The organism is Deltaproteobacteria bacterium HGW-Deltaproteobacteria-18, assembly GCA_002841885.1.
Taxonomy (GTDB): domain Bacteria; phylum Desulfobacterota; class Desulfovibrionia; order Desulfovibrionales; family Desulfomicrobiaceae; genus Desulfomicrobium.
The window spans coordinates 132,400-157,529 of the sequence record PHBE01000003.1; the positions used below are offsets into that span (position 1 = coordinate 132,400).

The 25,130-nt window shown below is 61.1% G+C and carries 21 protein-coding genes and 1 tRNA gene; 15 read left to right on the forward strand and 7 right to left on the reverse strand.

Annotated features, from left to right (window positions below):
• The first annotated feature begins 24 nt into the window (after nucleotides 1-24).
• Nucleotides 25-438, forward strand: coding sequence for an aminoacyl-tRNA hydrolase (locus CVU60_03995; protein PKN42960.1), 414 nt, complete (start codon nucleotides 25-27; stop codon nucleotides 436-438).
• Here CVU60_03995 and CVU60_04000 read toward each other — a convergent pair.
• Nucleotides 407-2,842 (reverse strand): CoA-binding protein, encoded by a 2,436-nt coding sequence (locus CVU60_04000; GenBank protein PKN42961.1) that lies wholly within the window; start codon nucleotides 2,840-2,842, stop codon nucleotides 407-409. The genes CVU60_03995 and CVU60_04000 overlap by 32 nt on opposite strands.
• A 157-nt stretch (nucleotides 2,843-2,999) precedes the next feature.
• Here CVU60_04000 and CVU60_04005 point away from each other — a divergent pair, with 157 nt between their 5' ends.
• From CVU60_04005 to CVU60_04030, 6 genes are all read left to right on the forward strand, one after another.
• A complete protein-coding gene (locus CVU60_04005) occupies nucleotides 3,000-3,863 on the forward strand; it encodes a YitT family protein (GenBank protein PKN43036.1) in 864 nt (287 codons plus the stop codon).
• A 28-nt stretch (nucleotides 3,864-3,891) separates the two neighbouring features.
• On the forward strand, nucleotides 3,892-5,367 hold the full coding sequence (locus tag CVU60_04010; protein ID PKN42962.1) for a hydrolase Nlp/P60: 1,476 nt from the start codon (nucleotides 3,892-3,894) through the stop codon (nucleotides 5,365-5,367).
• Nucleotides 5,368-5,646: 279 nt separating this feature from the next.
• Nucleotides 5,647-7,734 carry a thiosulfate reductase gene (locus tag CVU60_04015; GenBank protein ID PKN42963.1) on the forward strand — a complete coding sequence of 696 codons (2,088 nt, stop codon included), beginning with the start codon at nucleotides 5,647-5,649 and terminating at the stop codon, nucleotides 7,732-7,734.
• A 9-nt stretch (nucleotides 7,735-7,743) separates the two neighbouring features.
• Nucleotides 7,744-8,193: a 4Fe-4S ferredoxin gene (locus CVU60_04020; protein ID PKN42964.1), complete on the forward strand. Its 450-nt coding sequence runs from the start codon at nucleotides 7,744-7,746 to the stop codon at nucleotides 8,191-8,193.
• A gap of 222 nt (nucleotides 8,194-8,415) precedes the next feature.
• Nucleotides 8,416-10,479 (forward strand): hypothetical protein, encoded by a 2,064-nt coding sequence (locus tag CVU60_04025; GenBank protein PKN42965.1) that lies wholly within the window; start codon nucleotides 8,416-8,418, stop codon nucleotides 10,477-10,479.
• A gap of 172 nt (nucleotides 10,480-10,651) precedes the next feature.
• Nucleotides 10,652-11,485 carry an endonuclease IV gene (locus tag CVU60_04030; protein ID PKN42966.1) on the forward strand — a complete coding sequence of 278 codons (834 nt, stop codon included), beginning with the start codon at nucleotides 10,652-10,654 and terminating at the stop codon, nucleotides 11,483-11,485.
• Nucleotides 11,486-11,613: 128 nt separating this feature from the next.
• Here the strand turns inward: CVU60_04030 and CVU60_04035 are convergent, their stop codons facing one another.
• Complete coding sequence (locus CVU60_04035; GenBank protein PKN42967.1) at nucleotides 11,614-12,522, reverse strand: hypothetical protein; 909 nt, start codon at nucleotides 12,520-12,522, stop codon at nucleotides 11,614-11,616.
• 182 nt (nucleotides 12,523-12,704) lie between these two features.
• On the opposite strand from CVU60_04035, the gene CVU60_04040 reads away from it, so the two are divergent.
• Nucleotides 12,705-13,325: a hypothetical protein gene (locus CVU60_04040; protein PKN42968.1), complete on the forward strand. Its 621-nt coding sequence runs from the start codon at nucleotides 12,705-12,707 to the stop codon at nucleotides 13,323-13,325.
• A 134-nt stretch (nucleotides 13,326-13,459) separates the two neighbouring features.
• On the opposite strand, the gene CVU60_04045 is transcribed toward CVU60_04040, so the two are convergent.
• A tRNA-Ala gene (locus CVU60_04045) sits at nucleotides 13,460-13,535 on the reverse strand.
• Between the two features lie 147 nt (nucleotides 13,536-13,682).
• Here CVU60_04045 and CVU60_04050 point away from each other — a divergent pair.
• The 7 genes from CVU60_04050 (at nucleotide 13,683) to CVU60_04080 (ending at nucleotide 21,219) form a co-directional block, all read left to right on the forward strand.
• Nucleotides 13,683-14,372, forward strand: a complete 690-nt coding sequence (locus CVU60_04050; GenBank protein ID PKN42969.1) for a polyisoprenoid-binding protein — start codon at nucleotides 13,683-13,685, stop codon at nucleotides 14,370-14,372.
• 55 nt (nucleotides 14,373-14,427) lie between these two features.
• The gene (locus CVU60_04055) at nucleotides 14,428-15,930 is read left to right on the forward strand and encodes a hypothetical protein (GenBank protein PKN42970.1); all 1,503 of its coding nucleotides are present in this window, start codon (nucleotides 14,428-14,430) and stop codon (nucleotides 15,928-15,930) included.
• A complete protein-coding gene (locus CVU60_04060) occupies nucleotides 15,855-17,570 on the forward strand; it encodes a hypothetical protein (GenBank protein PKN42971.1) in 1,716 nt (571 codons plus the stop codon). Before CVU60_04055 ends, CVU60_04060 begins: the two co-directional genes overlap by 76 nt.
• 13 nt (nucleotides 17,571-17,583) lie before the next feature.
• Nucleotides 17,584-19,185, forward strand: coding sequence for a DNA recombination protein RecN (locus CVU60_04065; protein ID PKN42972.1), 1,602 nt, complete (start codon nucleotides 17,584-17,586; stop codon nucleotides 19,183-19,185).
• Nucleotides 19,182-19,958 (forward strand): dihydroorotate dehydrogenase, encoded by a 777-nt coding sequence (locus CVU60_04070; protein ID PKN42973.1) that lies wholly within the window; start codon nucleotides 19,182-19,184, stop codon nucleotides 19,956-19,958. The genes CVU60_04065 and CVU60_04070 overlap by 4 nt, the downstream gene beginning before the upstream one ends.
• Nucleotides 19,959-19,960: 2 nt before the next feature.
• Nucleotides 19,961-20,869, forward strand: coding sequence for a dihydroorotate dehydrogenase (locus tag CVU60_04075; GenBank protein PKN42974.1), 909 nt, complete (start codon nucleotides 19,961-19,963; stop codon nucleotides 20,867-20,869).
• 101 nt (nucleotides 20,870-20,970) lie between these two features.
• A complete protein-coding gene (locus tag CVU60_04080) occupies nucleotides 20,971-21,219 on the forward strand; it encodes a hypothetical protein (protein ID PKN42975.1) in 249 nt (82 codons plus the stop codon).
• Nucleotides 21,220-21,553: 334 nt separating this feature from the next.
• Here CVU60_04080 and CVU60_04085 read toward each other — a convergent pair whose 3' ends face one another.
• The 4 genes from CVU60_04085 to def are packed head-to-tail and all read right to left on the reverse strand — an operon-like array spanning nucleotide 21,554 to nucleotide 25,125.
• Nucleotides 21,554-22,852, reverse strand: coding sequence for a hypothetical protein (locus tag CVU60_04085; protein ID PKN42976.1), 1,299 nt, complete (start codon nucleotides 22,850-22,852; stop codon nucleotides 21,554-21,556).
• On the reverse strand, nucleotides 22,825-23,631 hold the full coding sequence (locus tag CVU60_04090) for a hypothetical protein (protein PKN42977.1): 807 nt from the start codon (nucleotides 23,629-23,631) through the stop codon (nucleotides 22,825-22,827). The genes CVU60_04085 and CVU60_04090 overlap by 28 nt, the downstream gene beginning before the upstream one ends.
• A 4-nt stretch (nucleotides 23,632-23,635) precedes the next feature.
• On the reverse strand, nucleotides 23,636-24,640 hold the full coding sequence (locus CVU60_04095; protein PKN42978.1) for a methionyl-tRNA formyltransferase: 1,005 nt from the start codon (nucleotides 24,638-24,640) through the stop codon (nucleotides 23,636-23,638).
• Nucleotides 24,613-25,125, reverse strand: a complete 513-nt coding sequence (gene def / locus CVU60_04100; GenBank protein ID PKN42979.1) for a peptide deformylase — start codon at nucleotides 25,123-25,125, stop codon at nucleotides 24,613-24,615. Before def ends, CVU60_04095 begins: the two co-directional genes overlap by 28 nt.
• Between the last annotated feature and the right edge of the window lie 5 nt (nucleotides 25,126-25,130).

Here is a 25,130-nt window from a genome sequence, read left to right on the forward strand (position 1 = left end):
CCACATTTTCGTTATCCACTCCCCATGTTCATCACACCCCGCGTACACATCGAAGACGAGGACATCCGCCTTGAATTCATCCGTTCCTCCGGTCCCGGCGGCCAGAACGTGAACAAGGTGGCGACCGCCGTGCGCCTGCGCGTTCACCTGGACGCGATTCGAGGACTTGACGAAGACGGGATGGCCCGCCTCGAAGCCCTGGCCGGAAAGCGTGTCACCGTGGACAGGGAGTTGGTCATCAGGGCCGAGTCCCATCGTACCCAGGAGGCCAACCGCAAGGCAGCCCTGGAGCGTCTGGCGCATCTGGTGGCCCAGGCTGCCGTGCGCCCCAAACCCCGCCGGGCCACCAGACCCACCAAGGCTTCCAAGGAGAGACGTCTGGCGTCCAAGGCCAGGCAGTCACGCCTCAAGAATCTGCGCCGGAGCGCAGAGGACTAGCCTTTTTTCCTTCGACATTCCCTCCTCTCCTGCAACGCAGGTTTTCCGCCCCGAGCCTGGCCTGGACATACAGCCCAAGGGCCCGGACAGCCCGGTCAGCATCCCTGAAGACAGGCATGCCCCGTTCGCGCAGCATGGCCGCGAAGGGGTTGTACATCTCCCCGCCGTCGACCACGGCCACGATGGGCTTGGCGCTGTGACGAGCAATGGCGCCGATGCGTTCTGCGATGTTCTGGCTGGCGTCCATGTCCAGGGAGGACAGGGACGGCGTGAGCGGGATCATGCCGATGACGGCCAGGTCCACTCCCGGATCCGCCGCCAGCGCGTCCACGACCTCCGTGAATAGTGCGTCGGTAGCCGCCGGGTTCATGTCCAGCGGATTCTTGACCTCGACCAGCCTGTCGAGTCCGCAGGCCTCCAGGGCCTTGGAGATGCGCTGTCTCGTTGCGGGACGGAATGCGGCCATGCGCAGCTCGAAGTCATCGGTTGTAATGTTGTCGGCCATGCCCACCGCCTCGTACCCGGCCGTGGAAACAGCGGCCAAGCGGTTTCCGGCAATGGTTTTGCCATGCAGCCCCTTGGCCAGCATGTAGAGCTCGGTGAACTGGTTGAAGGATCTGGCCACCATGGCCCCGGCCTGGGTCAGGCAGGATTCGCAGACCGTGTAGTCGCCGGCCAGGGACGCCGTGTGGCTCGACGTGGCGGTCTTGCCCTCGGGTGTGCGGCCGGCCTTGTAGAAGATGACCTCCTTGCCGGACAGGACAGCCTGCCGCACGGCGCGGGTGAAGTGCACGCCGTCGAGATCGTTGAATCCTTCGCAGTAGACTCCGATCACGTCCGTGTCCGGATGGCTCCTGAAGTAGGCCATGAAGTCGCCCAGGGTCAGGTCGTTCTGGTTGCCGATGGAGATCAGGTAGGCGGGGTCCAGCTCCGGGGCGCGGCTCATGCGTGTGGCCATGAACGCTCCTGACTGGCTGATGAAGGCGGAGTTGCGATGGTGCTGTCCCCGCCCCTTGGGAAGTTTTTTTTCGGGGATGAACCAGGTGTCGTAATTCCCTGGGTGGGAAATGACCCCCATGGAATTGCCGCCCAGGAAAACGGGTCCATCACCCTGCCTGTGACCGTCATCGATCCAGGACATGATCTTCTCGGCCATGGCCTTGCTGTCCTGCGTTTCGCCAAGGCCACCCGGGATGAGCAGTACGGACGCGGCTTTTTTGCAGCTCATGATCTCTTCGATCAGCTCCGGCAGGTGTTCGGCCGCCACGGCTACCACAAAGAGGTCAACCGGTTCGCTGAGGGCTGACAGCTCCCTGGCGCAGACTACCCCGTCGATATTGGTGGCGGACGGGTGGATGACCGTTATCCTGTCCGCAGGAAAACCATGGGCCAGGATGTTCTGCAGGATGACGCGACCAAAGTTCTGCCGGGATGTGGACACGCCGATCAGGCCGATGCGGGCCGGGTGCAGCAGGGTGTGGATCTTTTCCACGGGCCTTGGGGCGGCCAGCGTCTTTTGGGGCAGCGAAAAGCGGCACATCCCGTCAAGGGGCACCATCATGAAGTCTGAAAAGGCGAAAGGGTTGATTTCCAGTTCGTCGATGACGAAGGGAGCGTCCTTGGCCGTCGGTGAAAAGAAGTTTCCGACCTGGATGAAGGCCGAGAAGCACTCGATGAGCTGCTCGTCGGCGACCACGCGCTTCTGGCCCCGCGTCTTTCCGGCCAGGACCTTGTACGCCACGGTGCGCCTGAAGAGCTCGAAAAAGGACTCGCCGTCGTTGAGTTCGGTCGAAGCCGAGACGATGCTGCGGTTCTTGCGGAAATTGTCGGCCAGAAGCTCCGTGTCCGTTCCGCCCACCCCGGCGGTCAGAACCATGCCGAATTCGCGTGTGGCACGCAGGCCGACGATGAGTTCGTTGCCGAAAGAGGTGGCGTCCGGGGGGATGAACTGCACCAGGAGCACGCCCTGGATGTCCTGGGAGATGGCCGAGACCAGCGCGTCGCCGGTCAGCCCCTGATAGTGCGTCGGGGCATGGGCGGGGCGGCGTTCGATGCGGTCTGCGTAGTTTTCGGCGACCTCGTACATCATGCGCCGCCAGGTCGAACGGATCTTGTCGGGATGCTTGGGGATGATACGTACGCCGCCAACGTCGCTCTTGTGCACGATGTAGGGCGAGACGATCTTGAGCACGACCCTTTCTCCGGGAAGGGCCAGCAGTTCCTCGTCCGAGGGCCGGGTTCCGGCCAGGAGCAGGAGGCTGCGCGGAGGCGTCTCGGAGCCCAGGTTTCGCAGCAGGCTGTAAACCTCGTGCTCGTAAAGGAGGTCTCGCCCCTTGCGCTCGGCTTGTGTGAAAATCTGGGTCATGGCCGCGAAATCGATATGCGTGGCAATTTTGATGCTCATGGTGTGCTCCGAAGGTGGATTTGCGGTAACGTAGCGCAGGGGAGGGCGGCAGGACAAGAAGAGGTTCGTACGCCCGTGCGACGGCATGAGGGGTTTGTCATGGCGCTGTACCTGCAAAAGGCTGGACATTTTCGTTAAACGCGGCATGTTGGCATTCATGAACACCAAGCTTCGTCTCTACACCTATTCCATCCCGTGGAACATATTTCTACTGACCGTGGGCAGCTTTCTTGTCGCCATGTCCATCAAGTCCGTGGCCGTGCCGCACGGATTCGTCACCGGCGGCGTGTCGGGCATCGCCCTTTTGGTCTATTATTTTTCGGAAATGCTGACCCCAGGGCTGTGGCTCTTCATAATGAACATCCCCATCGCCCTGATCGGCTGGATCATGATCAGCCGCAGATTCGTGCTGTACACGGCCTACGGCATGTGCGCCATCACGGGCTGGATGGAGGTCATCTCCTTCACCCTGCCCGTGCATGACCCCCTGCTCGCGGCCATTGCCGGAGGCGCCATACTCGGCGCGGGGGCAGGCATCAGCATGCGTTCCCTCGGGTCCTCCGGCGGCCTCGATATCCTCGGCATCCTCCTGCATCAGCGCTTCGGGTTCCGCATTGGCCAGGTCAGCTTCCTGTTCAACGCGGTTCTGTTCACGGTCAGCTTCTCGCTGCTGGAGACGGACATGGTGCTCTATTCCCTGATCATGGTTTTCGTGACGAGCCAGATCATGGATTATGTCCTGAGCATGTTCAACCAGCGCAAGCTTGTGTTCATCATCTCCGATCATGCCCAGGCCATTTCTGATGCCATCATCAAGAGCGCCAACCGTGGCGTGACCCTGCTTGAAGGACGCGGAGGATACACCGGGCAGCCCAAGCAGGTGGTCATGACCGTGGTCAACAACGTACAACAGAAAAAACTCGAGGAGTTGATCTTTACCCTGGATCCCGAGGCTTTCGTAATTTTCGAGAACACGTTCAACGTCATCGGCAAGGGCTTTTCGCGGCGCAAGGTGTATTGAGCGCGGCGAAGCGGGAAAGAGGGGAGTTTTGCAGGCGGGTGTCGGCGGGATGATTTTTGTTTATCAACATGGGTCAGGAAACATGAAAAGACTTTTGCGCAGCCTTTTACTCGGGATGTGGGTGGCTGTTCTCATAGGGCTCCTGAGCGCCTGTGCCGGCAAGCCCCTGCCCGAGATCAAACCGGACCCCGGGCTTGTGGCGGTGGAGGAGGAAGAGACTCCTCTGGGTCCGGCCCTGCTTGCGGAAATCGTCCTTGACGTACCGCAGCGGGCAAGCCTCGCCGTACAGGTTTCGGATCAGTCACTCATGGCTCCGGCGAAGCAGGTCGCCCTGCACGATCTTGCCCTGGAGCGTTTTTTTGCGCCGTGGAAGCAGGTGCGCGCGTCATTGTCCGCCAAGGATATTTCCTGGGGCGTGCGCAGCTTCGGGTCCAAGCAGGGTTATGCCGAAAACCTGCAGCCGTACCCACAGGACAGGTGGGTGCATGTCGTGGCCTTGCAGGATCTGCCCACCTATCCATCCATGAGCGCCTCGGCCATCATCGTCCGCAACACCGCCATGCGTGTGCTGCCCTCGAATCGTCCATTCTTTCTGGATCCGAAAAGAGCCGGCGAAGGTTTTCCGTTCGACTATTTTCAAAATACCGCCGTATGGATGGGCACGCCTGTTTTTATCAGCCATGCGTCCCTGGACCGAGCCTGGTATTACGTCGAGACGGCCTTCGCCAATGGATGGGTGCGCAGTGAGGACGTTGCGCTGGCGGACGGGAATTTTTGCGCGCAATATGAATCAAAGGCCATGGTGGCCCTGCGCAAGGACGAGACTTCGCTGCTCGGACAGGGCATGTTTCTGGGGCAGACCCATATCGGAGCCATCTTTCCCCTGCATTCCCGCAGCGGACAGGGCTTCATGGTCAAGGTTCCTGTCAGGGACGCATCGGGATGGGCAAAAGTGGCTCTGGCCGAGCTTGGCTATCTGCAGGCGTCGCGCATGCCTCTTCCGCTGACTTCACGCTCCGTGGCGGAACTGGCCGACGCCATGGCCGGGCAGTTGTACGGGTGGGGCGGGATGTTCGAAAATCGGGACTGTTCCTCCACCATGCGCGATCTGTTTCTGCCTTTTGGCATATGGCTGCCGCGCAATTCGTCGCAACAGGCAAAACATGGAGGAGAGCTGGTCGCCCTCGAAGGGTTGGATGTAAACTCCAAGCTTCATGTCATCCGCACTCAGGGAGTGCCGTTTGCCTCCCTTGTCTGGCTGCCGGGTCATATTGGTCTCTATCTTGGAACGGACGGAAGGGGCGAAGTACTGATGCTGCACAACCTGTGGGGAGTGCGCACGGCTTTGCCGGATGGCGGGGAAGGACGGGCCGTCGTCGGCCGTCTCGTCGTCTCGACCCTGCGCCCGGGGGAGGAACGGGACGATGTGCGCCGGAACGATTTTCTGGAAAAGGTGCGAGGATTGACCCTGATCGACACAAAGCTTCCCGTGAACGATAAATAGATCGGGGCATGTTTTTGGCGATTATCCTGATTTGCATCAGTCGGCGCCAAGGGCAGGATTCAGGCGGACGGATGCGGGTGAGTTATGCGAAATTGATACAAGCGTCGAAATGGAGGAGGCCTGTATGACGACTGGTCCAGGAGATGATTGTGAAAAAGAGCGCATTATCGGGGTGAGTTTTCCTAGACCCCCGTCTGCAGGTAGTGGCAAACAATCATATTGAATAACCATCAGCGGGGTCCGGTTTCGGGTTTCGCGCCTTATCAGCGGGAGATGGCCATGACGGCAACAAAATCAGTGTTCAGTGTCTGCGGCATGTGCACCGTGCGCTGCCCAATCCAGGTGGATGTGCAGGACGGCAAGGCTGTTCGCATCCAGGGAAATGAATTTTCTCCGCTCAAGAAGGGCCTTTGCGCCCGCGGAGCGGCCGGTATCGCCCTGGAGCAGGATCCGGAAAAGCCTCAGACCCCGCTCATCCGGGTCGGTGAACGCGGCGAAGGCAAATGGCGGGCTGTGTCCTGGGATGAAGCCCTGGACTACGTGGCCGACAGGCTCAAGGGAATCATGGCCGAGCACGGGCCCCGTTCGGTGCTGTGGAGCGACCGCGGCGGTCCCTTTCCGGATCTGCATCAGGCGTTCATGCGCGGCATCGGGTCACCCAACTACTGCAATCATGACGCATCCTGCGCCCGCAACGTGCAGCACGGAGCGCAGTCCGTCATCGGCGTGGGCCGCAAGATGGTGGCTTACGACCTGCGCAACGCCAAGCACATCATCCTCCAGACCCGCAACATCATGGAAGCCATTAACGTGGCCGAAGTCAACGCTGCCCTGGACGGCATCGCCGGGGGCGCAAAGCTGACCGTTATCGACATCCGCGGCAACGTGAGTGCGAGCAAGGCCGACAACTTTTTTCTCATCCGCCCCGGCACGGACTACGGCTTCAACCTTGGCGTCATTCACGCGCTCATTTACGAAGGGCTCTACAACAAGGAATACGTCGAGCAATTCGTGGACGGGTTTGAGCAGCTCAAGGAGTTCGTTAAGCCCTACACGCCCGAGTGGGCCGCCGCAGAGACCGGAGCTTCGGCCGAGGCCATTGTCGACCTGGCCCGCCAGCTGTCCGCTGCGGCGCCAAGCGTGGTCTGGCATCCCGGCTGGATGGTCGCCCGTTACAACGATTCCTTTCAGGTCTGCCGCACGGCCTACATCATCAACGCACTGCTCGGCTCCATCGGCGCCAAGGGCGGCCTGCCCTTCGTCAACGCGGCCAAGGAAGTGGGGCGCAAGGGCCTCAAGAAGCTGGTCGATCTTTTCCCCAAGCCCGAGGAGAAGCGGGCCGACGGCGTGGGTTGGAAATACCCGCAGTTCGACGGAGGCCCGGGCCTTGTCAATCTTGCCTACGACGCCATAGTCACGGGCGAGCCGTATCCCGTCAAAGCCTATCTCTGCTTTCGCCACGATCCGCTCATGGCCATGCCCGATCCCGAGGCCTTGAAGAAAAAATGGGCCGGACTCGACCTTCTGGTCAGCATCACTTTTTCTTGGTCGGACACGGCCTGGAATTCGGATGTGGTCCTGCCCTTGTCCACCTATCTGGCGCGCGAGAGCATCATCGCCGGCAAGGCCGGTCTCAAGCCCCAGTTCTTTGTCCGTCACCGGGCACAGGAGCCAACCTTTGATTCCAGAGCCGACTGGGAAATCATCTGCGGCCTGGCCAAGAGGCTGGGCCTTGATCCACTGGCCTTTGATACCATCGAGGATCTCTGGAACTACCAGCTTCAGGACACCGGCGTGAGCATCGAGGATTTTCAGGCCAAGGGTTTCGTGGAATTGGCCGACAAGCCCCTCTACCGCCCCATGTCCGAGATCACGCTGCCCACGCCTTCGGGCAAGATCGAGATGTCGAGCGGCAAATGGGCCAAGGTCGGACATGACACCCTGCCTCCCTACGCTTCTCCTGCTCATCCGCCGCAGGGGATGTTCCGCATCGCTTTTGGCCGGGTCGGCGTGCACACCCAGGGGCACACGGTCAACAATCCTCTTCTGGCCGAACAGATGCCCGAAAACGTGGCCTGGATTCACACCAGCCGTGCCGCCGAAATGGGCATTGCCGACGGCGACATGGTCGAGGTTTTCTCGGTCAGGGGCGAAAGCGGCAGAATCCGCGCATTTGTGACGGATTGCGTGCATCCGGAGGCCCTGTTCATGGTTCACGGGTTCGGGCACAAGCTGCCGGTGGAATCGAGAGCCATAGGCAAGGGCGCGGCCGACCAGGAACTCATGCCCGGCGGTCTGGAATGCTGGGACAAGGGTGGTGGATGTCTCTCCATGCAGGAACACTTTGTCGGCGTGCGCAAAATCTAGGGGGCAGCGATGAGCAATTACAGAATGAAACTGGACAAGAAGCGTTGCATTCACTGCAAGGCCTGTGAAGTGCACTGCAAAGTAAAGAATAATAATCCTGTTGGAATCAAATACGCTGTGCACACCTCTGGCAAGCCGGAGCTTAAAGATGGCAAGATCGTGATGAAGGCCTCTTTTCGCAGCTGTTATCACTGTGACGATCCCGCCTGCGTTGCTGCGTGCCCCACGGAGGCCATGGTGCGCCGCGAGTCCGATGGTTTGGTCTACGTGATCAAGGAATTGTGCATCGGATGCGAATCCTGCATTGCGGCATGTCCCTGGAACATCCCTGTTTTGCACGAGGAAGAGAATATTGTCGGAAAATGTGATTATTGCATGGACCGTCTTGATGCCGGTATGGAGCCGGCCTGCGTGACAGCTTGCACAACGCATGCGCTGTGCCTGGAACGCAAGAAGTAATCTGTATTTTTATTTGTCATCCTGACGCCCCTGGACTGAGTGCAGTGCAGGGGCGTTTTTTTTGAAAAATATTTTGAGTGTCAAATTTTTAAAGCGCTACAAAAAAATATTTCATCAATACGACTTAAATCAGCACGAAATGTTGAAGTCCTCGGATTGCTGGGTTATGCAGGACTACTTGCTGGTAAAGCTTGTTTTCAAATCAACAAGTTGGAGTGTTATATGAAGCTCAGATCGAAATTCGTCCTTCCGCTTTTTGTTTCGGTGGTTGTCCTGGGTATTGCAGGCGGACTACTCATCCGTTCCCAGTTGACTGATTTTCAGGGGCAATTGTTGCGCTCCATCGCCGAGGAAAAATCGCGTGAGGTGGACACCGCCATCACGACACTGGCGAATCAGGGGCTTGAGAAGGCAGCGCTTTTTTCCAGGCGGACGGATGTGGTGCAGGCCTTTGAGTTGGCCCATCTAGGCAATATTGATAATGAAGCGGACCCCCTGCTGCAGCAGGCCCGGGATGAGTTGCGGCGGTTGCTTGAAGACGACCTGGCCGGATTCAAGAGCGTCTCGGGCAAGGCCATGCAATTGCATTTTCATTTGCCCAAGGCGCGCAGCCTCGTGCGCCTGTGGAGGGAAAAGCAGACCAAGCGCGGCGGGGAGTGGGTCGACATCTCCGATGATCTGACCGCTTTCAGGGAGACGGTCGTGCAGGTCAACACCAACGGCAAGCCTATCAAGGGTATCGAAGTCGGCAGCGGCGGGTTCGCCATCCGCGGCATCGCTCCGGTAGTGGATGCAAGCGGAAAGCAGCTGGGATCGGTCGAGACTCTTGAATCCTTCGAATCGGTCATCGCGGGGGCTGCTTCCGGGGCAGGACAAAGCATGGTCGTGTATATGAACGCTGCGAATCTGTCCGTGGCCACGGCCCTGCAAAATCCGGAAAAGAATCCTCTGGTCGGCGACAAATTCGTTCTGGTCACACCCACCGAGGACGGCCGGGTCGAGGGCCTCGTGACCCCGGAATTTTTGCTGCAAGGGCAGCAGGGCACCGTTTACGAAAGATTCGGGGATATGGCGCTGGCCGCTTTTCCGGTCAGGGATTACGCGGGCGGACAGGTCGGCGTACTGGTCTATGCCTTTGACGCGTCTGCCTGGACCACGGCGATCCGCGACGTGGGGTTCTATATCCTGGCTCTCATGGCGGTGGTGCTTGTGGCTGCCGGATTGATCAGTTCTGTTGTGCTCATGCGTCTTATCATTCGTCCGCTCTCCCTGATGAAGACGCGCATCATCGACATCACGGAGGACAGGGCCGATCTGACCGACCGTCTGGCAGTCAAATCCAGCGACGAGATCGGCGAGCTTTGTTCCTGGTTCAACAAGCTCATGGACAAGATTCGGAACATGCTCGCGGATGTGGCACAAAGTTCGAATCAGGTGGCGAGCGCTTCCCAGGGGCTTTTACAGCTGGCAGGGTGCCTGAACGGCTATGCGGACACGATGACGCACACCTCCACGGCGGCCGCGTCTTCCACGGATGATATGAGTTCGAACATGAACACCGTGGCGGCAGCCATGGAGGAATTCACGGTCAACATAAGCACCGTGGCCACCAATTCCGACGAAATGAGCGCGACCATCTCCGAGATCGCGCTCAGTACCGGCAAGGCCAAGGAGATGACGGTCCGGGCCGTGTCCGCCGCGAGCAAGGCCACGGCTCAGGTCGGTGAGCTTGGTGTGGCGACGAGGGATATCGGCAAGGTGACCGAATCCATCACCGCCATTTCCTCCCAGACCAATCTGCTGGCCCTCAATGCCACCATCGAGGCGGCCCGGGCCGGTGAGGCCGGGCGCGGTTTTGCCGTTGTCGCCAACGAGATCAAGGAATTGGCTCAGCAGACGGCAAAGGAAACCGAAGAGATCCGCAACCGCATCCAGGGTATCCAGCAGGCAACCGGGCAGACGATTTCGGAAATTGCCGAGATCACAGAGGTCATCGGCGACGTGGACGTTATCGTGGGGTCCATCGCCGCGGCCGTGGAGGAGCAGTCCGTGACAACGCGCGACATTGCAGAGAACGTTGGCCAGGCCTCGGTTGGCTTGCAGCAGGTCAACGAAAGCGTGGCTCACGTGGATGCGGTGGTGCGCGATATCGCCCGTGACGTCGGGCAGGTGCGCAACGTCGCTACGGATGTTACTTCGACGGCCAAATCCGTGCATGAAAATGCGCAGAACCTGTCCGGTCTGGCCCAGGGTCTGGATACCATGGTCAGTAAATTCAAGATTTAGCTTCGCGGGCTTTTTGGGCCTGTTGATTGAAGGCTCGACAGGTTGTTTTGCGTGCAAGTCGCAGGAGAGCCGTCTTAAGAAGGCGGCTTTCTTTTTTCAGCAATCTCGGATCCAGGCGGCGTGCATTCCCGGGGTTCGGTACGGTTGGTCAATTCAAAAAAATGGGCGTGTGATGTTGAATATCGGGTGTCACCTTTCCTCTTCCAAGGGTTTTCTGGCCATGGGGCGTACGGCCATCGAGATCGGCGCGAGCACGTTTCAGTTCTTCACGCGCAATCCGCGGGGCGGGAAGGCCAGGAGCATCGATCCTGCCGATGTGGCCGCATTCATGGCGTTGGCCAAGGAACATGTCCTGGGCCCTCTGCTGGCTCATGCGCCGTACACGCTGAATCTGTGTTCGGCCGACGCCAAGGTCAGGAGCTTTGCCCTGGAGACGATGCGGGACGATCTGTTGCGCATGGAGCATCTGCCCGGTAACATGTATAATTTTCATCCCGGCAGTCACGTGGGTCAAGGCGTGGACGAGGGAATACGGCTCATCGCGGCGCAGCTTGATGCCGTGCTCACATCGCAAACAAAGACGCTGGTCCTGCTTGAAACCATGTCCGGCAAAGGCAGCGAGGTGGGGAGCACTTTTGGCGAACTGCGCGAGATCATGGACCGCGTGCGCCTGCCGGAAAAAATCGGAGTCTGCCTTGACACCTGTCATGTGCATGACGCCGGATACGACATCGTCACCGACCTGGACGGCGTGCTGGCCGAATTCGACCGGGTCATCGGCCTGAAAAATCTGCACGCCGTTCATCTGAACGACAGCCTGAACCCCAGAGAAAGCCGCAAGGACCGCCATGCCTGCATCGGCGAAGGCCACATCGGCCTGGAGGCATTCGGACGCATCATCAACCATCCGCAGTTGCGGCATCTTCCTTTTTTTCTGGAAACACCAAACGAACTGCCGGGGTATGCCCAGGAGATGAGCCTTCTGCGGGGGATGTGTAAAGACTGACCGGTCCGGCGCGTCGGGCAGGCAGGGCCGCCCGGCTGCGCGGCGCCCGCAGCGAAGGTGCCCGAAGACCAGCCAGTGTCGGGAATCACGCCCCAGCACCCCGGACGGAACAGAGGTGATGCGGGTGTCTAGGGATGCCCGAACTCGTCCCGTAGCCGCGCCAGGGCTTGCAGCTCCCTGCGCTCGTATGCCGCCCTGTCCAGCAGCGTCGGCTGGCCCGTGGGTGGCACGTCGTGGTGCATGTAGCGGTAGATGTCGAAGTTTCCGCAGGTGTGGCCGCGTACGTGCATGTCACGGAACCAGCCGCAGCCCACGTCCAGGATCTGTTTGCCCACGTTCAGGATGGCGCCGAAGGGCGTAACGCGGCCCTTGGGCACGGTCAGGGGACGAGCCTTTTTCATGTCGATAAGCGCGCACCATTCGTTGACCCGGCACTCGGGCAGGGGCCAGGGCTGTCGCACGAAGCAGTCGTGCATGCGCGGCAGGTGGAGGGCGCGCATGAAGAAGCCCTCGGGGGCGCGGGTGGTCTTGTAGAGGGACTGGAGTTCGTCGAAGGACGGCCGGTAGTCGAAATAGTGGTCTGAGTCGCACCTGCCCGTGAAGGCCGCCGGGCAGTACCAGCACTGGCCGATGTGGCCGATGGCGATGTGTCCGCCGATGCCGTCGAGCATGGCCCCGACCACGTCGTCATGGAAGTGGGCGTCGTTGTGGATGATCAGGACGTAATCCTTGTCGGTGCTCTCCCAGCCCCATTGGTAGCGGATGGCGTGGCGGTAGGTGACGTCGTCCAGGCGTTCGGGCTCCAGGGCGAAGCAGTAGTTCCAGATCTCTGGGCGCAGGTAGGATATCTTGTGCTTGAGCTTGTCGAGAACGAACCCGTGCAGCCCGGTGTGGATGTCGACGCCGAGGTGTTTGGTGTTCTCCTCGACGAACCAGATGCGGTCGATGTGGTGTCCGCTGGCGCGCTCCAGGGTGAGCAGGGCCAGGGCGGTCTGGTAGGGCTTGCCGCAGACGTTGATGAGGACGTCGATCTTCATGTTCTCCACCGGGCCGGAGGGGGCCGCTGTTGTCGGAACCGTTCGGGAGGGCCTTCTGCAACCTTCGTACACAAGCGACGGGAGTGTCAATCCGGAACGGGATTTGATCCGCAGCCCCGGTTGTTGTGGCAGGATTTCTGCTAGCGGTCTCGTGGAGTCAAAATATCGCCGAGGTCACCCGGATGCTCAAATCGCTTTTTCTCAGATCCTCGAATTTTTCAGCCTTTGCCCCGGCTCGCCACGACGAGGTCGTGCTCGTCCTGCCGTTCATCGACCATGACCTGGCGGTTCAGGTCGAGGAGATCCTACGCCTGCGCGCCAGCCATCCCGGCCTTTTGATATTGGTGGAGGATGACGCGCGTCTTGGCTTCATCCGCGTGGCGAACTTCGTCTACTCGCGGACAGCGTCGCCTTTCTTCGCCTACCTGGCCCAGGACGCCTATCCCGGCATGTACTGGCTGGAGCAGGGCATGAAGGCGCTTAAGGATAGCCGGGCGGGGCTTCTGGCCTTCAACGAGGGCCGCTTTTTCGGCACCGTGGCGGCCTTCGGCCTTGTCCGGCGCTCGTGGGCGGCGACCCTTTACCGGCACATGCTCTTCTACCCGGGCTACCGCTCCCACTGCGCCGACACGGAATTGACGGCCATCGCCTACGTCAGAAACCAGCTGGTCTTCAATCCCAACGCCCTTCTCATCGAGGTGGATTACCGCAAGCACACCAAGCCCAACGACCCCGACGACGAGCGCCTCTACAGGGAGCGGCAGGCCACGGGCTTCGGGGGGCTGATTTCTGTCGGGGCGTGATTTCCGCCCACGGGGACGGCGGACGTGGCGGAAGAGGGGCGGGGGATGGAGGATGCAACAAAAAAGCCGTCATCTCTGACGGCTTTTTTGTTTGTGGCATTCAAGTAAACTTAATGTTTTTTCATGCGTTTAAGTGGTGGAGCTACGCGGGATCGAACCGCGGACCTCTTGAATGCCATTCAAGCGCTCTCCCAGCTGAGCTACAGCCCCACAACGCGAAGCCGCCTTTTGATACATTCGCCATCGGCTGTCAACAGGAAAAAATTGTCATACACTCAAGTGTGGCGCAATTGGTTCGTCCCTGATAGGGGGGCCTGACAAATCTGGCGTTGTGGGCTTCCTGATGAAGGTGATTTTATGGAGCCTGGCGGCCGGGGCGGGCTTTTTTCCGATGTCGGAACTTGGCCTGTTACAACCTCAGCGGAGAAATTTTTGATGCGATTTTTTCTGAAGATGGTTCTGCTTACGGCTTTTTGCATTTCGGGACCAGGCGTGCTCTTGGCTGCCGACAAGGCTGCCGGGCAATGGGATATCGATATGGAACACTCTGCCGTGGGGTTTCGGATTCGCCATATCGTGGGCTATGTGCCCGGCGTCTTCAGCCGGTTTTCCGGCCAGGTGGAATATGATGCGGCCGCGCCCGAGAAAAGCCAGTTTTATTTTCTGATCGACAGTTCAAGCGTTCATACCGGCGTTCCCGCCCGTGACGACCACCTGCGCAGTCCCGACTTTCTGGACGTGGCACGGTCGCCCAGGATGATTTTTTCTTCCAGGCAAGTGGTCCCCGAAGAGGGAGGCGTTCTTGTCGTCACCGGAGACCTGACCATTCGCGACGTGACCGCCGAGGTTCGGGTTCCCTTGCGGGTGCTCGGCATCGCCGACCATCCCTTCAAGGACAAGATGCCGGGCGTTAGGGTACTCGGCCTGCATGCCGAGTTTTCCATAAATCGTCTGGATTTCCATGTGGGCTCCGAGGAATGGACCCGGATGGGAGTCATGGGCGAAACCATCGATCTGACTATCGACATGGAGCTGCTGCAACGCTAGTACTGTCCTCCGTTCCGGGGCCTTCCTGGACAACTTGCCCGCAGCCAGAGGAAGCATGGACAGTCTTGAGATTCACCTTCGGCACGTCGATGTGGATTTGGGCACAGCCCGCATTCTGCATGACCTGAATCTGACCCTTTGCGGTCGTGAGCATTTTGCCGTTCTCGGCGACAACGGGGCGGGCAAGACCACCCTGCTGCGGCTGCTCGTCGGCGAGCTGTGGCCTTCACAGCGAAGCGGCGGCGAGCGCATCTATCGACTCTTCGGGGAAGAATCGTCTTCTCCCATCGGCGTGCGTCCGCATGTGCGCCTTGTCACGCCCGCCATGGCGGACTGGTATCTGCGCCATGATCTGCGGGTGCCGGTCTGGGAAATCATCTGCGCCGGGATGCACAACACCCCCTTTCTTTATCACGAGCCAGTCGAGGCCGAACGCGAAAAAGCACGGACCCTGGGCCTTGAAATGGGCCTGGGACTGGTCCTTGATCGTCCCATGCGAGCGGTGTCTACGGGCCAGGCCAAACGCGCGCTTCTGGCCCGGGCGCTCATCGCCTCTCCAAAACTGCTTGCCGTAGATGAGCTGACCCAGGGGCTGGACCGGCAAGGTCAGCTCAAACTGCTTGACGCTCTGAACCGCATCGCGGCCACGGGCGACACCCGCCTTCTGGTCAGCGGACATGGCCTGCTGCCCGTGCCCGAAGAAGTTCGGGGGCGGATATATCTTGAGCACGGGCGGCTCGTTGATAGTCCGGCGCAGGTTCGCCCCGGCACCCTGGAGTTGCCGGAAGAGCAGGCCTCGTCGGTCCGGCCAGAGACCGTGGTCGAACTTGATTCGTGCACCGTGGTCATGGAAGGCCGCGCAGCCGTGGACAATCTGAGCTGGACGCTTCGTGCCGGTGAATGCTGGGGCGTGCTCGGGCACAACGGCGGCGGCAAATCGACTCTGTTGCAGCTCATCACTGGGTACCGCCGCCCCTGGCCGGGCGGCGAGGCGAAATGGTTCGGCCGGTCGGGGCTCACGCGAATGATGCAAATCCGTGGTCGCATAGGCATCCTTGCTCCCTGGATCGGGGAGCGCATCGAGCTCAAAGCCTCCTGCCGCGACGTGCTTCTTTCGGGCCTGTGCGACGGGCTGGGCGTGCATCGCGGCCTTACAGAACCGCAGATCGGCCAGGCCGAGGAACTGGCGAAAGCCTGGGGCATGGAGGATTGGCTGGATCGGCCGCTGGGTTCCCTCTCCTACGGTCAGGCGCGGCAGGTCATGCTGGCCCGCGCCGTTGTGCATGTCCCGGATCTTCTGGTCCTGGACGAACCTTTTTCCGGCCTCGACGCCTCCTGGCAGGCACGCATGGTCGAACTGCTGCGGCATTGGGCCGCAAAGGGGCGCACCCTGGTGCTGGCCACCCACTCCCCGGAATACATGGACGAGCTGCTGACCCACGGTCTCATTCTCGATCAGGGGCGGCTCGCGGCCGCTGCCGAATGGTCCGCATTGCGGCAGACTCCCGCCTTTGCCGCACTTTTCGAAAATCCGGGGCAGCCGGCAGAGGTGTCATGAACATCGTCTGCGTGAGTTCAAGCCTGTGCGCAGCCCTGACCGGCCTTGGACACAACGTGCTGGACCTGCGTCCGGGAGCGGGCATCGTGCGCCTTGCTCCGCTTGTGGGGGATTTTGTCCCTGATCTCCTTATCCAGCAGGAATCCCTTGGCCCCCGGACCCTCGTCGCCGACCTCGATGTTTTTGCCTGCCCCAAGGTTTTCTGGTCCATAGACACGCATTTGAACAGCTTCTGGCACCAGTACTACGCCCGCCTTTTCGATCTCTTCTGCACCACCCAGAAGCATTGGCAATCCTGGTTCAGGGAGCGGGGTGTCGCCCGGACCCTGTGGCTGCCCTGGTATGGCTCGCCGCGCGTCCTGCCCCTTTGGGACGAGCGTCGCCAGGGCCTGGGTTTTGTCGGCCGGGTCACCCCGGAGAGGCCGGTCCGGGAGTGGTTTATGGATTGGCTCAAAGCGCTGGGGCCTCTTGAGACGCGGGCCGACCTCGGTTTTGCCTCCATGCTCGATTTTTACGATCGCAGCCGGATCGTGCCCAACGAGTCCATTTTCGGGGAAGTGAATTTTCGCCTGTTCGAAGCGGCCTCCTGCGGATGCGCGGTGATCAACCCGGCCACACCCGGACTTGAGGACCTGTTCGTTCCGGGCGAGGAGGTTGCCGTGTATCGCGACGGCGCGGAGCTTGCCGACTGGGTCCGGCGACTGCGTTCGGAGGCTCTGCTGGCCCGCAGCATGGGGCTGCGCGCACGGGAGCGGGTCAAGCGCGAGCACCTTCCGCAGCATCGCGCTGCCGCGCTGCTCGCTGCGGTCGGTGAAACGCCTGCCCGGTCAGCGGCCACAGGGGGCGACGCGCGGGTGGCCTGGTGGCTGACCCTGTATCATCTTTGGGAGGCAGGGCGTCTGGACATGGATGCGGATGTTCTTGCCGGCGGGCTCTCGGCCCTGCCTGTGACGCAAGAGGTTCTGGCCGTTCTGCTGCGTCTGCGGGCCAGGCTCGGCCGGGAAGAGTACATGCGTCTGGCCGTGCCGGTGGCCGAAAAAGGGCAGTACGAGTCCTCGGTTGACGTCAACCTGGCGGGCAGCATGGGCGCGCTCGGGTTTGCCGATGTGCGTCTGGCGCGTCTTTTTTTCCTGCGGCACAGGCGTCACTGCGCGCCTTCGTCCCCGGACCCGGGGAGCACGCCGCTTTTGATTTGCCTTGCCTGGGCCAGGGAGCTACAACGTATCAGGCGGGTTTTCAGGCCCGGATTCGTGTTCAATCCCAAAAAGCACCTGCCGGCATCCAGTCTGGAATGTCTGGTGCTGGCCAGCGAATTCGAGCCGCAACACACGGACGTGTACAGGGAGATGGCCAGAATCCTCGCCCGCGACAGGGGATGGGACAGCTTGCGGCTCAAGGCCCTGTCCTATCTTTCATTGCGTGAGCGCACGAACTGGCGGCTGACCCTGGAACTCGGGGCCACCAATTGCCGCGCCTTTCGCGTGCGGCAGGGCCTCGAAGAGCTGCTGGCGGCCAGGGACGAAGCCCTGCGTCAGGGCCAGGAAGATCGTTTTTGGCGGCGGCTTGAAGCCCATGACGAATCCGGACGAATCCGGGACCTGCTGCGCCCCGCGACCGTTCCGGGACCGCACGCAACCTAAGCACAAGGCGGATATGCTCGAAACACTGCGCATTCGGAATCTGGCCCTCATCGACGATGTCGAGCTTGAATTCTGTCCGGGCCTGAACGTGCTCACCGGCGAATCCGGCGCGGGCAAGTCTTTCATCCTGCGCGCCCTGGATTTCATCCTCGGCGAACGCATCGCCGCCGATCTGGTCCGTCCAGGCCGTGAAAAGGCCCTGGTCGAGGCCGTGTTCCAGCTTGACGGCGAAGAGCTTTTTCTGCGGCGCGAACTCTCCGCCAAGACCGGTCGCAGCCGCCTCTTTATCAACGACGATCTGGGTTCCCAGGAACGTCTGGCAGAACTTCGGCCCAAGCTTTTGATGCACACCAGCCAGCACGGGCAGCAGCGCCTGCTTTCACCGGAGCATCATGTCGAGATCCTGGATGCGTTTCTGGCGGATCCGCTGATTCTCGTCACCCAGCGCGAGGCCCGCGAAGCATTGCAGGCCATTCTGGCGCGCAAGGCCGAGGTGCAGCGGCGCATGGCCGGCCTGCTCGAACGGCGTGAGTTTCTCGAATTTCAACTGGCCGAGATCCGCAAGGTGGACCCTCGCCCCGGCGAGGAAGAGGAACTGCTGCGACTGCGCGATGCGTCCCGCCAAGCCGAGAAGGCCCATGCGCTGGCCGATGAGGCCCAGGGGCTCTTGCTGGGCGAGAACGGGCTGCAGGACGCCCTGACGTCTCTGGAACGCGCTCTGGCCGGGCTAGGTGAGGCCGACGAGAGCTTCGGCGAGCACGCAAGGGAGGTCGGGCGTTTCCGCGATGGCTTGTCCGACATGGTGCGCGACCTGCGCGCCCTTGGTTCGCATCAGAACGCGGATTTCGATGCCGAAAAAGTGGAGAAGAGGTTGTGGGAACTGCAACAGCTGCAGCGCAAGCTCAAGAGGTCCCTGGATTCCATCGTGGCTCTTGGCGAGGAGATCGAGGAAAACCTGTCCTTCCTGGACGAAAGCGGCCTTGCCCTGAAGCGGCTGGAAAAGGACGAGGTCCTGGCCGCCAAAGCCCTGGCCCTGGCCACGACGGCGCTCAATTGCGCGCGGGAGGCAGCTTCCGTCGAGCTGACCGCCGGACTCAAGAACGAACTGGTCAACCTGGGTTTTTCGGAGCATCTGCGGGTTCTGGTGGATTTTCGGGCCCTGACCATCCACGCGGGTATTGACGAGCTTCGGCCCCGGTTTTTATGGGTGCCCAACCCCGGTCTTGATGCGCAGCCTCTTGACCGCATCGCCTCGGGGGGCGAGCTGTCCCGCTTTCTGCTGGCCGTGGTCAGCCTGCGCACCAGGGATCAGCTCCCGGCCCTGCTCTTCGACGAGGTCGATTCGGGCATAGGGGGGCAGACCCTGATCAAGGTCGCCGAGCGTATCCGCCTGCTTGCGGCGCGTCAGCAGGTCATCCTCATTACCCACTGGCCGCAGCTGGCCCGGCTGGCCGACGAACATTTCGCCATTCGCAAGGAAGTTCACGACGGCGTGACCTACACCTTGTGCGCAAGCCTCTCCCCCGCCGAGCGTCAGGCCGAACTGGCCCGCATGGTGGGCGAGGCCCCACCCGTCACCCATGAGCCAGGACAAGCGTCCGGGAATTTCATATGATCGACAGCCAAACACCATGCCGGGATCTGGAGGTTCTGTCCTGCCGCCCCGGAAGCGACCCTTCCATCATCGACCTTGTCCTCGCCGCGCCGGGTTGGACCTGCAAGCCCGGACAGTTCGTCATGCTTCGCCCTGCGCATTGGGGCGTCGAGCTGGTCTGGCCCCGTCCTTTTTCCGTCTGCGACGTGTCCGACGAGGGCTTGCGCATCATTTTCCAGACCGTGGGGCGCGGCACGCGCAAGCTCGCCGAGCTTGAACCCGGACAGAAAGTCACGGTCTGGGGGCCGCTTGGGCGATGGTTCCGCATCGACGAGTCCCGGCCCAACCTGATCCTGGCCGGAGGGGTTGGCATCGCTCCCTTTGTCATGCTGGCCCGGCGCGAAAAAACGGACAACCTGTCCATGCTTTTCGGGCATCGCCTCGATCTTGAACATTATCCGTACGACGAGATAGCGGCCCATATCAAAAGCGAGGCCATGCAGCAGAAAACCCCGGCCGACATCGCCCAGTTCGAGACGGTGCTCTCGGAGCGCATCAAGGCATTGGCCGGTGTCGGACAGGTGCTGGCCTGCGGACCGGAACCCATGCTGAAAGTCGTGCAGAAATACTGCCTCCTGCACGGCACGGATGGCCAGGTTTCCCTGGAAAATCGGATGGGCTGCGGTGTTGGGGCATGTCTTGGCTGCGTCTGCAAGACCGTGGCCGGGGATTACGTGCAAAGTTGCGTGCACGGTCCCGTCTTCGATGTGCGCGACATAGAGCTGGGGGTATAGCCATGGATCAAACAGTCAAACTTGGACCCCTGACACTCAAGAATCCGATCATCACCGCCTCGGGCACCTTCGGGTACGGCCTTGAGTTCATGCGCTACGGCGACCTTTCCGCCATCGGTGCGATCTGCCTCAAGGGCATCTCCCTGGCTCCGCGCGCGGGCAATCCCATGCCGCGCATAGCCGAGACCCCCTGCGGCATGCTCAATGCCATCGGCCTGCAGAACGTGGGCGTGGAAAAATTTCTCAAAGAGAAGCTGCCCTACATCCCTGCCGGAGCGACGCTCATTGCCAACCTCTACGCCCAGACCGCCGAGGATTTTGGCGAGTTGGCCGGGATTTTTTCGACCGAGGACAAGATTTCGGCCCTTGAGGTCAACATCTCGTGTCCCAATGTGCGCGAGGGCGGCGTCCAGTTCGGCCAGGACCCGCTCATGGCCGCGCAGGTTGTCGGTGCGGTGAAGAAGCGGGCCGGGGACAAGCCGGTCATCGTCAAACTCAGCCCCAACGTGACCGATGTGCGCGTCATTGCCAGGGCGGCCGTGGATGCGGGGGCGGACATGCTCTCGCTCATCAACACGCTCGCGGGCATGTCCGTGGACATCCGCAAGCGCAGGAGCCGTCTGGCCAACGTGGTCGGCGGGCTTTCGGGCCCGGCCATCAAGCCCGTGGCCCTGCGCATGGTCCATCAGGTGTCGGGCGCCGTGAATGTGCCGATCATCGGCATGGGCGGCATCACCAGCGCCGAGGACGTGCTGGAGTTCATCCTGGTGGGGGCGCACGCGGTGCAGATCGGCACGTACAACTTCATGCGCCCGGACAACGCCTTTCGCCTGGTCGAAGAGGTGCGGGTGCTGGCCGAGTCGTTGGGGATCGCCTCCTGGGACGAGTTCCGGGGGACGCTTCAGGTGTAAGGATTGCTGCAGATACCTGGGACGCGTAAAGGGCATGGATTCACGTCTACGCGGGGATCCATGTTTTCGGAAATGTTCCATCGAAGCACGAGGGGGAAGGGATGATCAAGAGATTCTGCGACATATGCAGTGTGGAGATTCAGGGCCTCAAGGACGGAATCTACGAGGAACGTTACACTCTGGTCATTGAAGATCCGGCAAATCTGTCCCGCCTCGGCGGGCAGCTCGGAAAGATGAACCCGGTCATCGAGATGAAGCTCCAGAACAGCAATAATACTGATATCTGCCGAGAATGTCTGGAAAAGGTTCTGGTCAAGGAGTTCCACCGGAGAGCCAAGCGATCGGAATAAAATGGCAGGCTTCCAAAGTAATTGCCTGTCACCCCGGCGTCTGGTTCTGGCCCTGTTTTCAAAGCAGGTCTTGAGCACCAGCCTCTTCATCCTGTCAGAATTTCATAAGATCGTGTCGTCGCTGCTTTCGAAAAGGATGATAGAGATGACGGCATTCGCATTTTAGCTTCACGAAAGATCCCATCCCGTTCAAATCCCAGATGATTTGCGCCGAACCTCCAGCCTGGAGGGAGGTGCTGCAGCCCTTGGCTTCCCGTATTGGTGAATCCGCCTGTTTGATGGCGGCGTTTTGTGGTCATTTTGCCCGGGCAGGATGTCCCGGGGCGGGTCTTGTTCAGCTTTTGCGCAGGACCGCGCCGTAGAAAAATTCACCCAGCCCTTCAGAAGGATCGCTGGTTGATTGTCGCAGGCAGGAGAAGGAGGGATGGTCGTGAGTGAAGCGTTCGATCTGCTTCTCGTTTTCTTCAGGATTGAGGGTGCAGGTCACGTAGGCCAGACACCCTCCCGGCGTGAGGACATCCGCCGCGGCCTGCAGGATTTCTCTCTGCAGGGTGACAAGCCCAGCACAATCGGCCGCGGTCCGTTTCCACTTTATGTCTGGTCGCCGGGAAAGGACGCCAAGGCCCGAGCAGGGGACATCAAGAAACACGGTGCGGGGCATCTGCCGCAGGGGATAGGGGCCCTGGCCCTGGGCCCGGAATGCGGGGATGTTATAGCCGAGCCGCGCACCTTCGGCTTTTAGCTGTCTCAACCGGAAGACATTGACATCCGATGCCCACACGCTTTTGCCCACTTCGGCCAGCAGGTACGTCTTGCCGCCCCGGCCGGCGCAGGCGTCGAGCACGGGAGATGGCCAATGATCAACGCCCAGGGCATCCATGATTTTTTGCGCGGCAAGGCTCTGGCGCGTCGCTGCCCCCTCGGCCACGGCCTGGGCCAGAAAATCCGGCCACTGCGGGAGGGCAAAACCCCAGTTCGTGGAATCCTGTTTCAGCGGCTGCAGATTGTCCCGCAGCGCTTCCGCCTGCGCATGCGTACGGTTGATCCTGACCCCAAGCGGCGGCGCGCTTATGGTCGCCTGCAGGAAGGCCTGGGTCCGCTCCTTGCCGTAGCTGTTCAGCCACATGCCGGCCAGCCACCGCGGGCAGGAATACCAGGCGGCCAGAAAATGGTCATGACCGGCGGTCTTGGTCTGGTAATAGTCCTCGAAGCGCACGGCCAGGCCCAGGCGCAGCAGGTTGCGCAGCACGCCGTTGGCCACCTTGCTCATGGTCTGGTCCAGACGTTCGCGCACCAGGGTCACGGCCCAGTCCAGGGTCGCGTAATCGGGGATGCGGCTCAGGAAAAGGAGTTCGTAAAAGGCCACTCCGAGAATGCGTTTCATGATGGGAGAGGTCTGGACCGGATTTTTCAGCAACTGGGAGAGAAGAAAATCGATACGTCCGCGCATACGCAGGTATCCGTAGGCCAGTTCCGTGGCCAGGCCCTTGTCCGGTCCGGCCTGGACCGGGTTCAGCACATCGTCCACGGCGGCCTGCAGGTCCTGCTTGTGGTCGAGGGTGCGGCGCAGGATGTCGAGGGCCAGGCGGCGGGCTGCAGGCGTGCTCATGCCAGGAATTCCTTGATGGCCCATTCGACCTTGTCCAGGGCCACGTCGGTGTCAAGGCAGGGCCCGAAGGGACGGGAATTGAGGATGCCGTAAACGGGCAGGGGATGGGTGTCCTGGATGCCGCTGGCCAGATCGCGCTCGCAGGCCACGGCGATGATCAGCCCGGGACGGTGCTGGACCACGATGCGCCGGGCAATGGTTCCGCCCGTGGCCACGGCCAGCTTGATGCCGTATTTGTCGCGCAGGGCCAGAAGGCCGGCCAGGGCGCAGTCTCCGCATCGTTTGCAGTTGTCGATGTCGTAGGTCAGCCGGAATTTGCAGCGGCTGTTCTGGATGCAGTGCGGCATGAGCAGCAGGATCCTTTCCGCCGGAAAGCGGTGCCCCTCGCCCCTGACCAGTTCGTTGTTGACCTTGATGAACGAGGCCCGCACCGTCTGTTTCGGGATGCCGACGAAGCGGCCCAGCAGGGTCATGAGCGGCAGGAAGAGCTTGACCGTGATGCCGCGCAGGCGCTTGGCGAAGAGCACGGGGCGGCCGAGCAGGATATTCAACACCAGGGCCAGGGCCGCCCAGCCGATGGCCAGGATCAGGGCCACCGTGATGAAGCCGAAAACCCAGGGCGCGGCGGGATGGATGGTGGTCAGGCCGACAAAAGGGATGAACCAGACCAAGGCCAAAAAAAGGCAGATCAGCACCGAAGAGCCGGTGATCAGGCCGATGAAGACCCGCTTGCGGGTTTGAAAGGAATCCCGGATCTCCTGCTCCAATGGGCTTCTGGTTTTGGTGCTCCTGGGACTGACCATGGGATTATTCGCTCGGGCAGGAAGGTTCGGTTTTGAGCAGATGGTCGCCGGAACAGCGGCTCAAATAGCCGCAATAGAACTCTCGGCCGCGCAGGGGCTTGCTGTTTGCGGGCTTGATGACCGGCACCGCGTAAAGGCGATCGCTGCAGGCGATGAGCACGCTGTCGTCGGCCACGCCATGAATTTCGCCGGGCTGTGCGCCTTCGGGCAGGGGATCGCCGATGGTGCCCGGGTGCACGGTCAGACGCAGGGTCTTGCCGGGCATGCCGTCCCAATCGAACCAGGATCCGGGCCAGGGGAAAAGGCCGCGGATGCGGTTGTGCACGGCCAGCGCGGGTTGGTTCCAGTCGATGCGTCCCTCTTCCTTGGAAAGCTTGGCGGCATAGGTGGCCCGGGCGTGGTCCTGGGGGATGCGTACGAGGCGTCCCTGGTCCATCTTTTCCAGTGCCTCTACGAGAAGCTTACCGCCCATCTCGGCCAGTTCGTCGTGAAGGGTCTGGGCCGTGTCCGTGATGCCGATGGCGCGGCTGCGCTGCAGCAGGATGTCGCCGGTGTCGAGGCCCGCCTCCATCTGCATGATGGTGATGCCTGTCACGGGACGCCCGTCCATGATGGCGCGCTGAATGGGTGCCGCGCCCCGGTACTCGGGCAAAAGGGAAGCGTGCACGTTGATGGCGCCGAGTTTGGGGATATCCAGCACCGTGCGGGGCAGGATCAGACCGTAGGCCGCGACGAGCAGAAGGTCCGGCTCAAGGGCCGCCAACTGGTCCACGTCCGCTTGCTGCTTGAAGTTCAGGGGCTGGAATACGGGGAGTTGCGCCTCCATGGCCAGCAGCTTTACCGGCGGAGCCGTGCAGACCTGTCCACGGCCGCAGGGACGGTCAGGCTGGCAATAGACTCCAACGATGTCGCAGCCGCCCCAGTCAAGAAGGTGTTTGAGGGACACGGCCGCGAAATCGGGCGTGCCCATGAATACGACTTTCACTCTTCGTTTTTCTCTTTCAGCCATTTTTTGAGCTTTCTTTCATACAGGGTGCGCTTCAATTTGCTGATCTTGTCGATGAACAGCACGCCATCGAGGTGATCCACCTCGTGCTGCAGGCAGATGGCCATGAGGTCATCGGCATCCATCTCCACCGGGTTGCCGTCAAGGTCCGTGGCGGACAGGTGCAGGCGCTCGGCGCGTTTCACCGTGGTGCGGTAGCCGACGACGGACAGGCATCCTTCCTCGGACTCCACGGTGCCTTCGAAGTTGGAAAGGACGGGATTGACGAAGACGTGCGGGTCTTCGCGCTTGTCCGGGCCGCTTAAATCCACGGTGATGAGGCGGATGCTCTCCGCCACTTGCGGCGCTGCCAGGCCGATGCCTTTGTCCTGGTACATGATTTCAAGCATCTCGGCGGCAAGGGCTCGTATTTCTTCGGTTATCTCCGTCACCGGCGCCGCCTTTTTGGCCAGCACCGGGTGGGGATAGGTAATGATCGATCTCGACATGATGT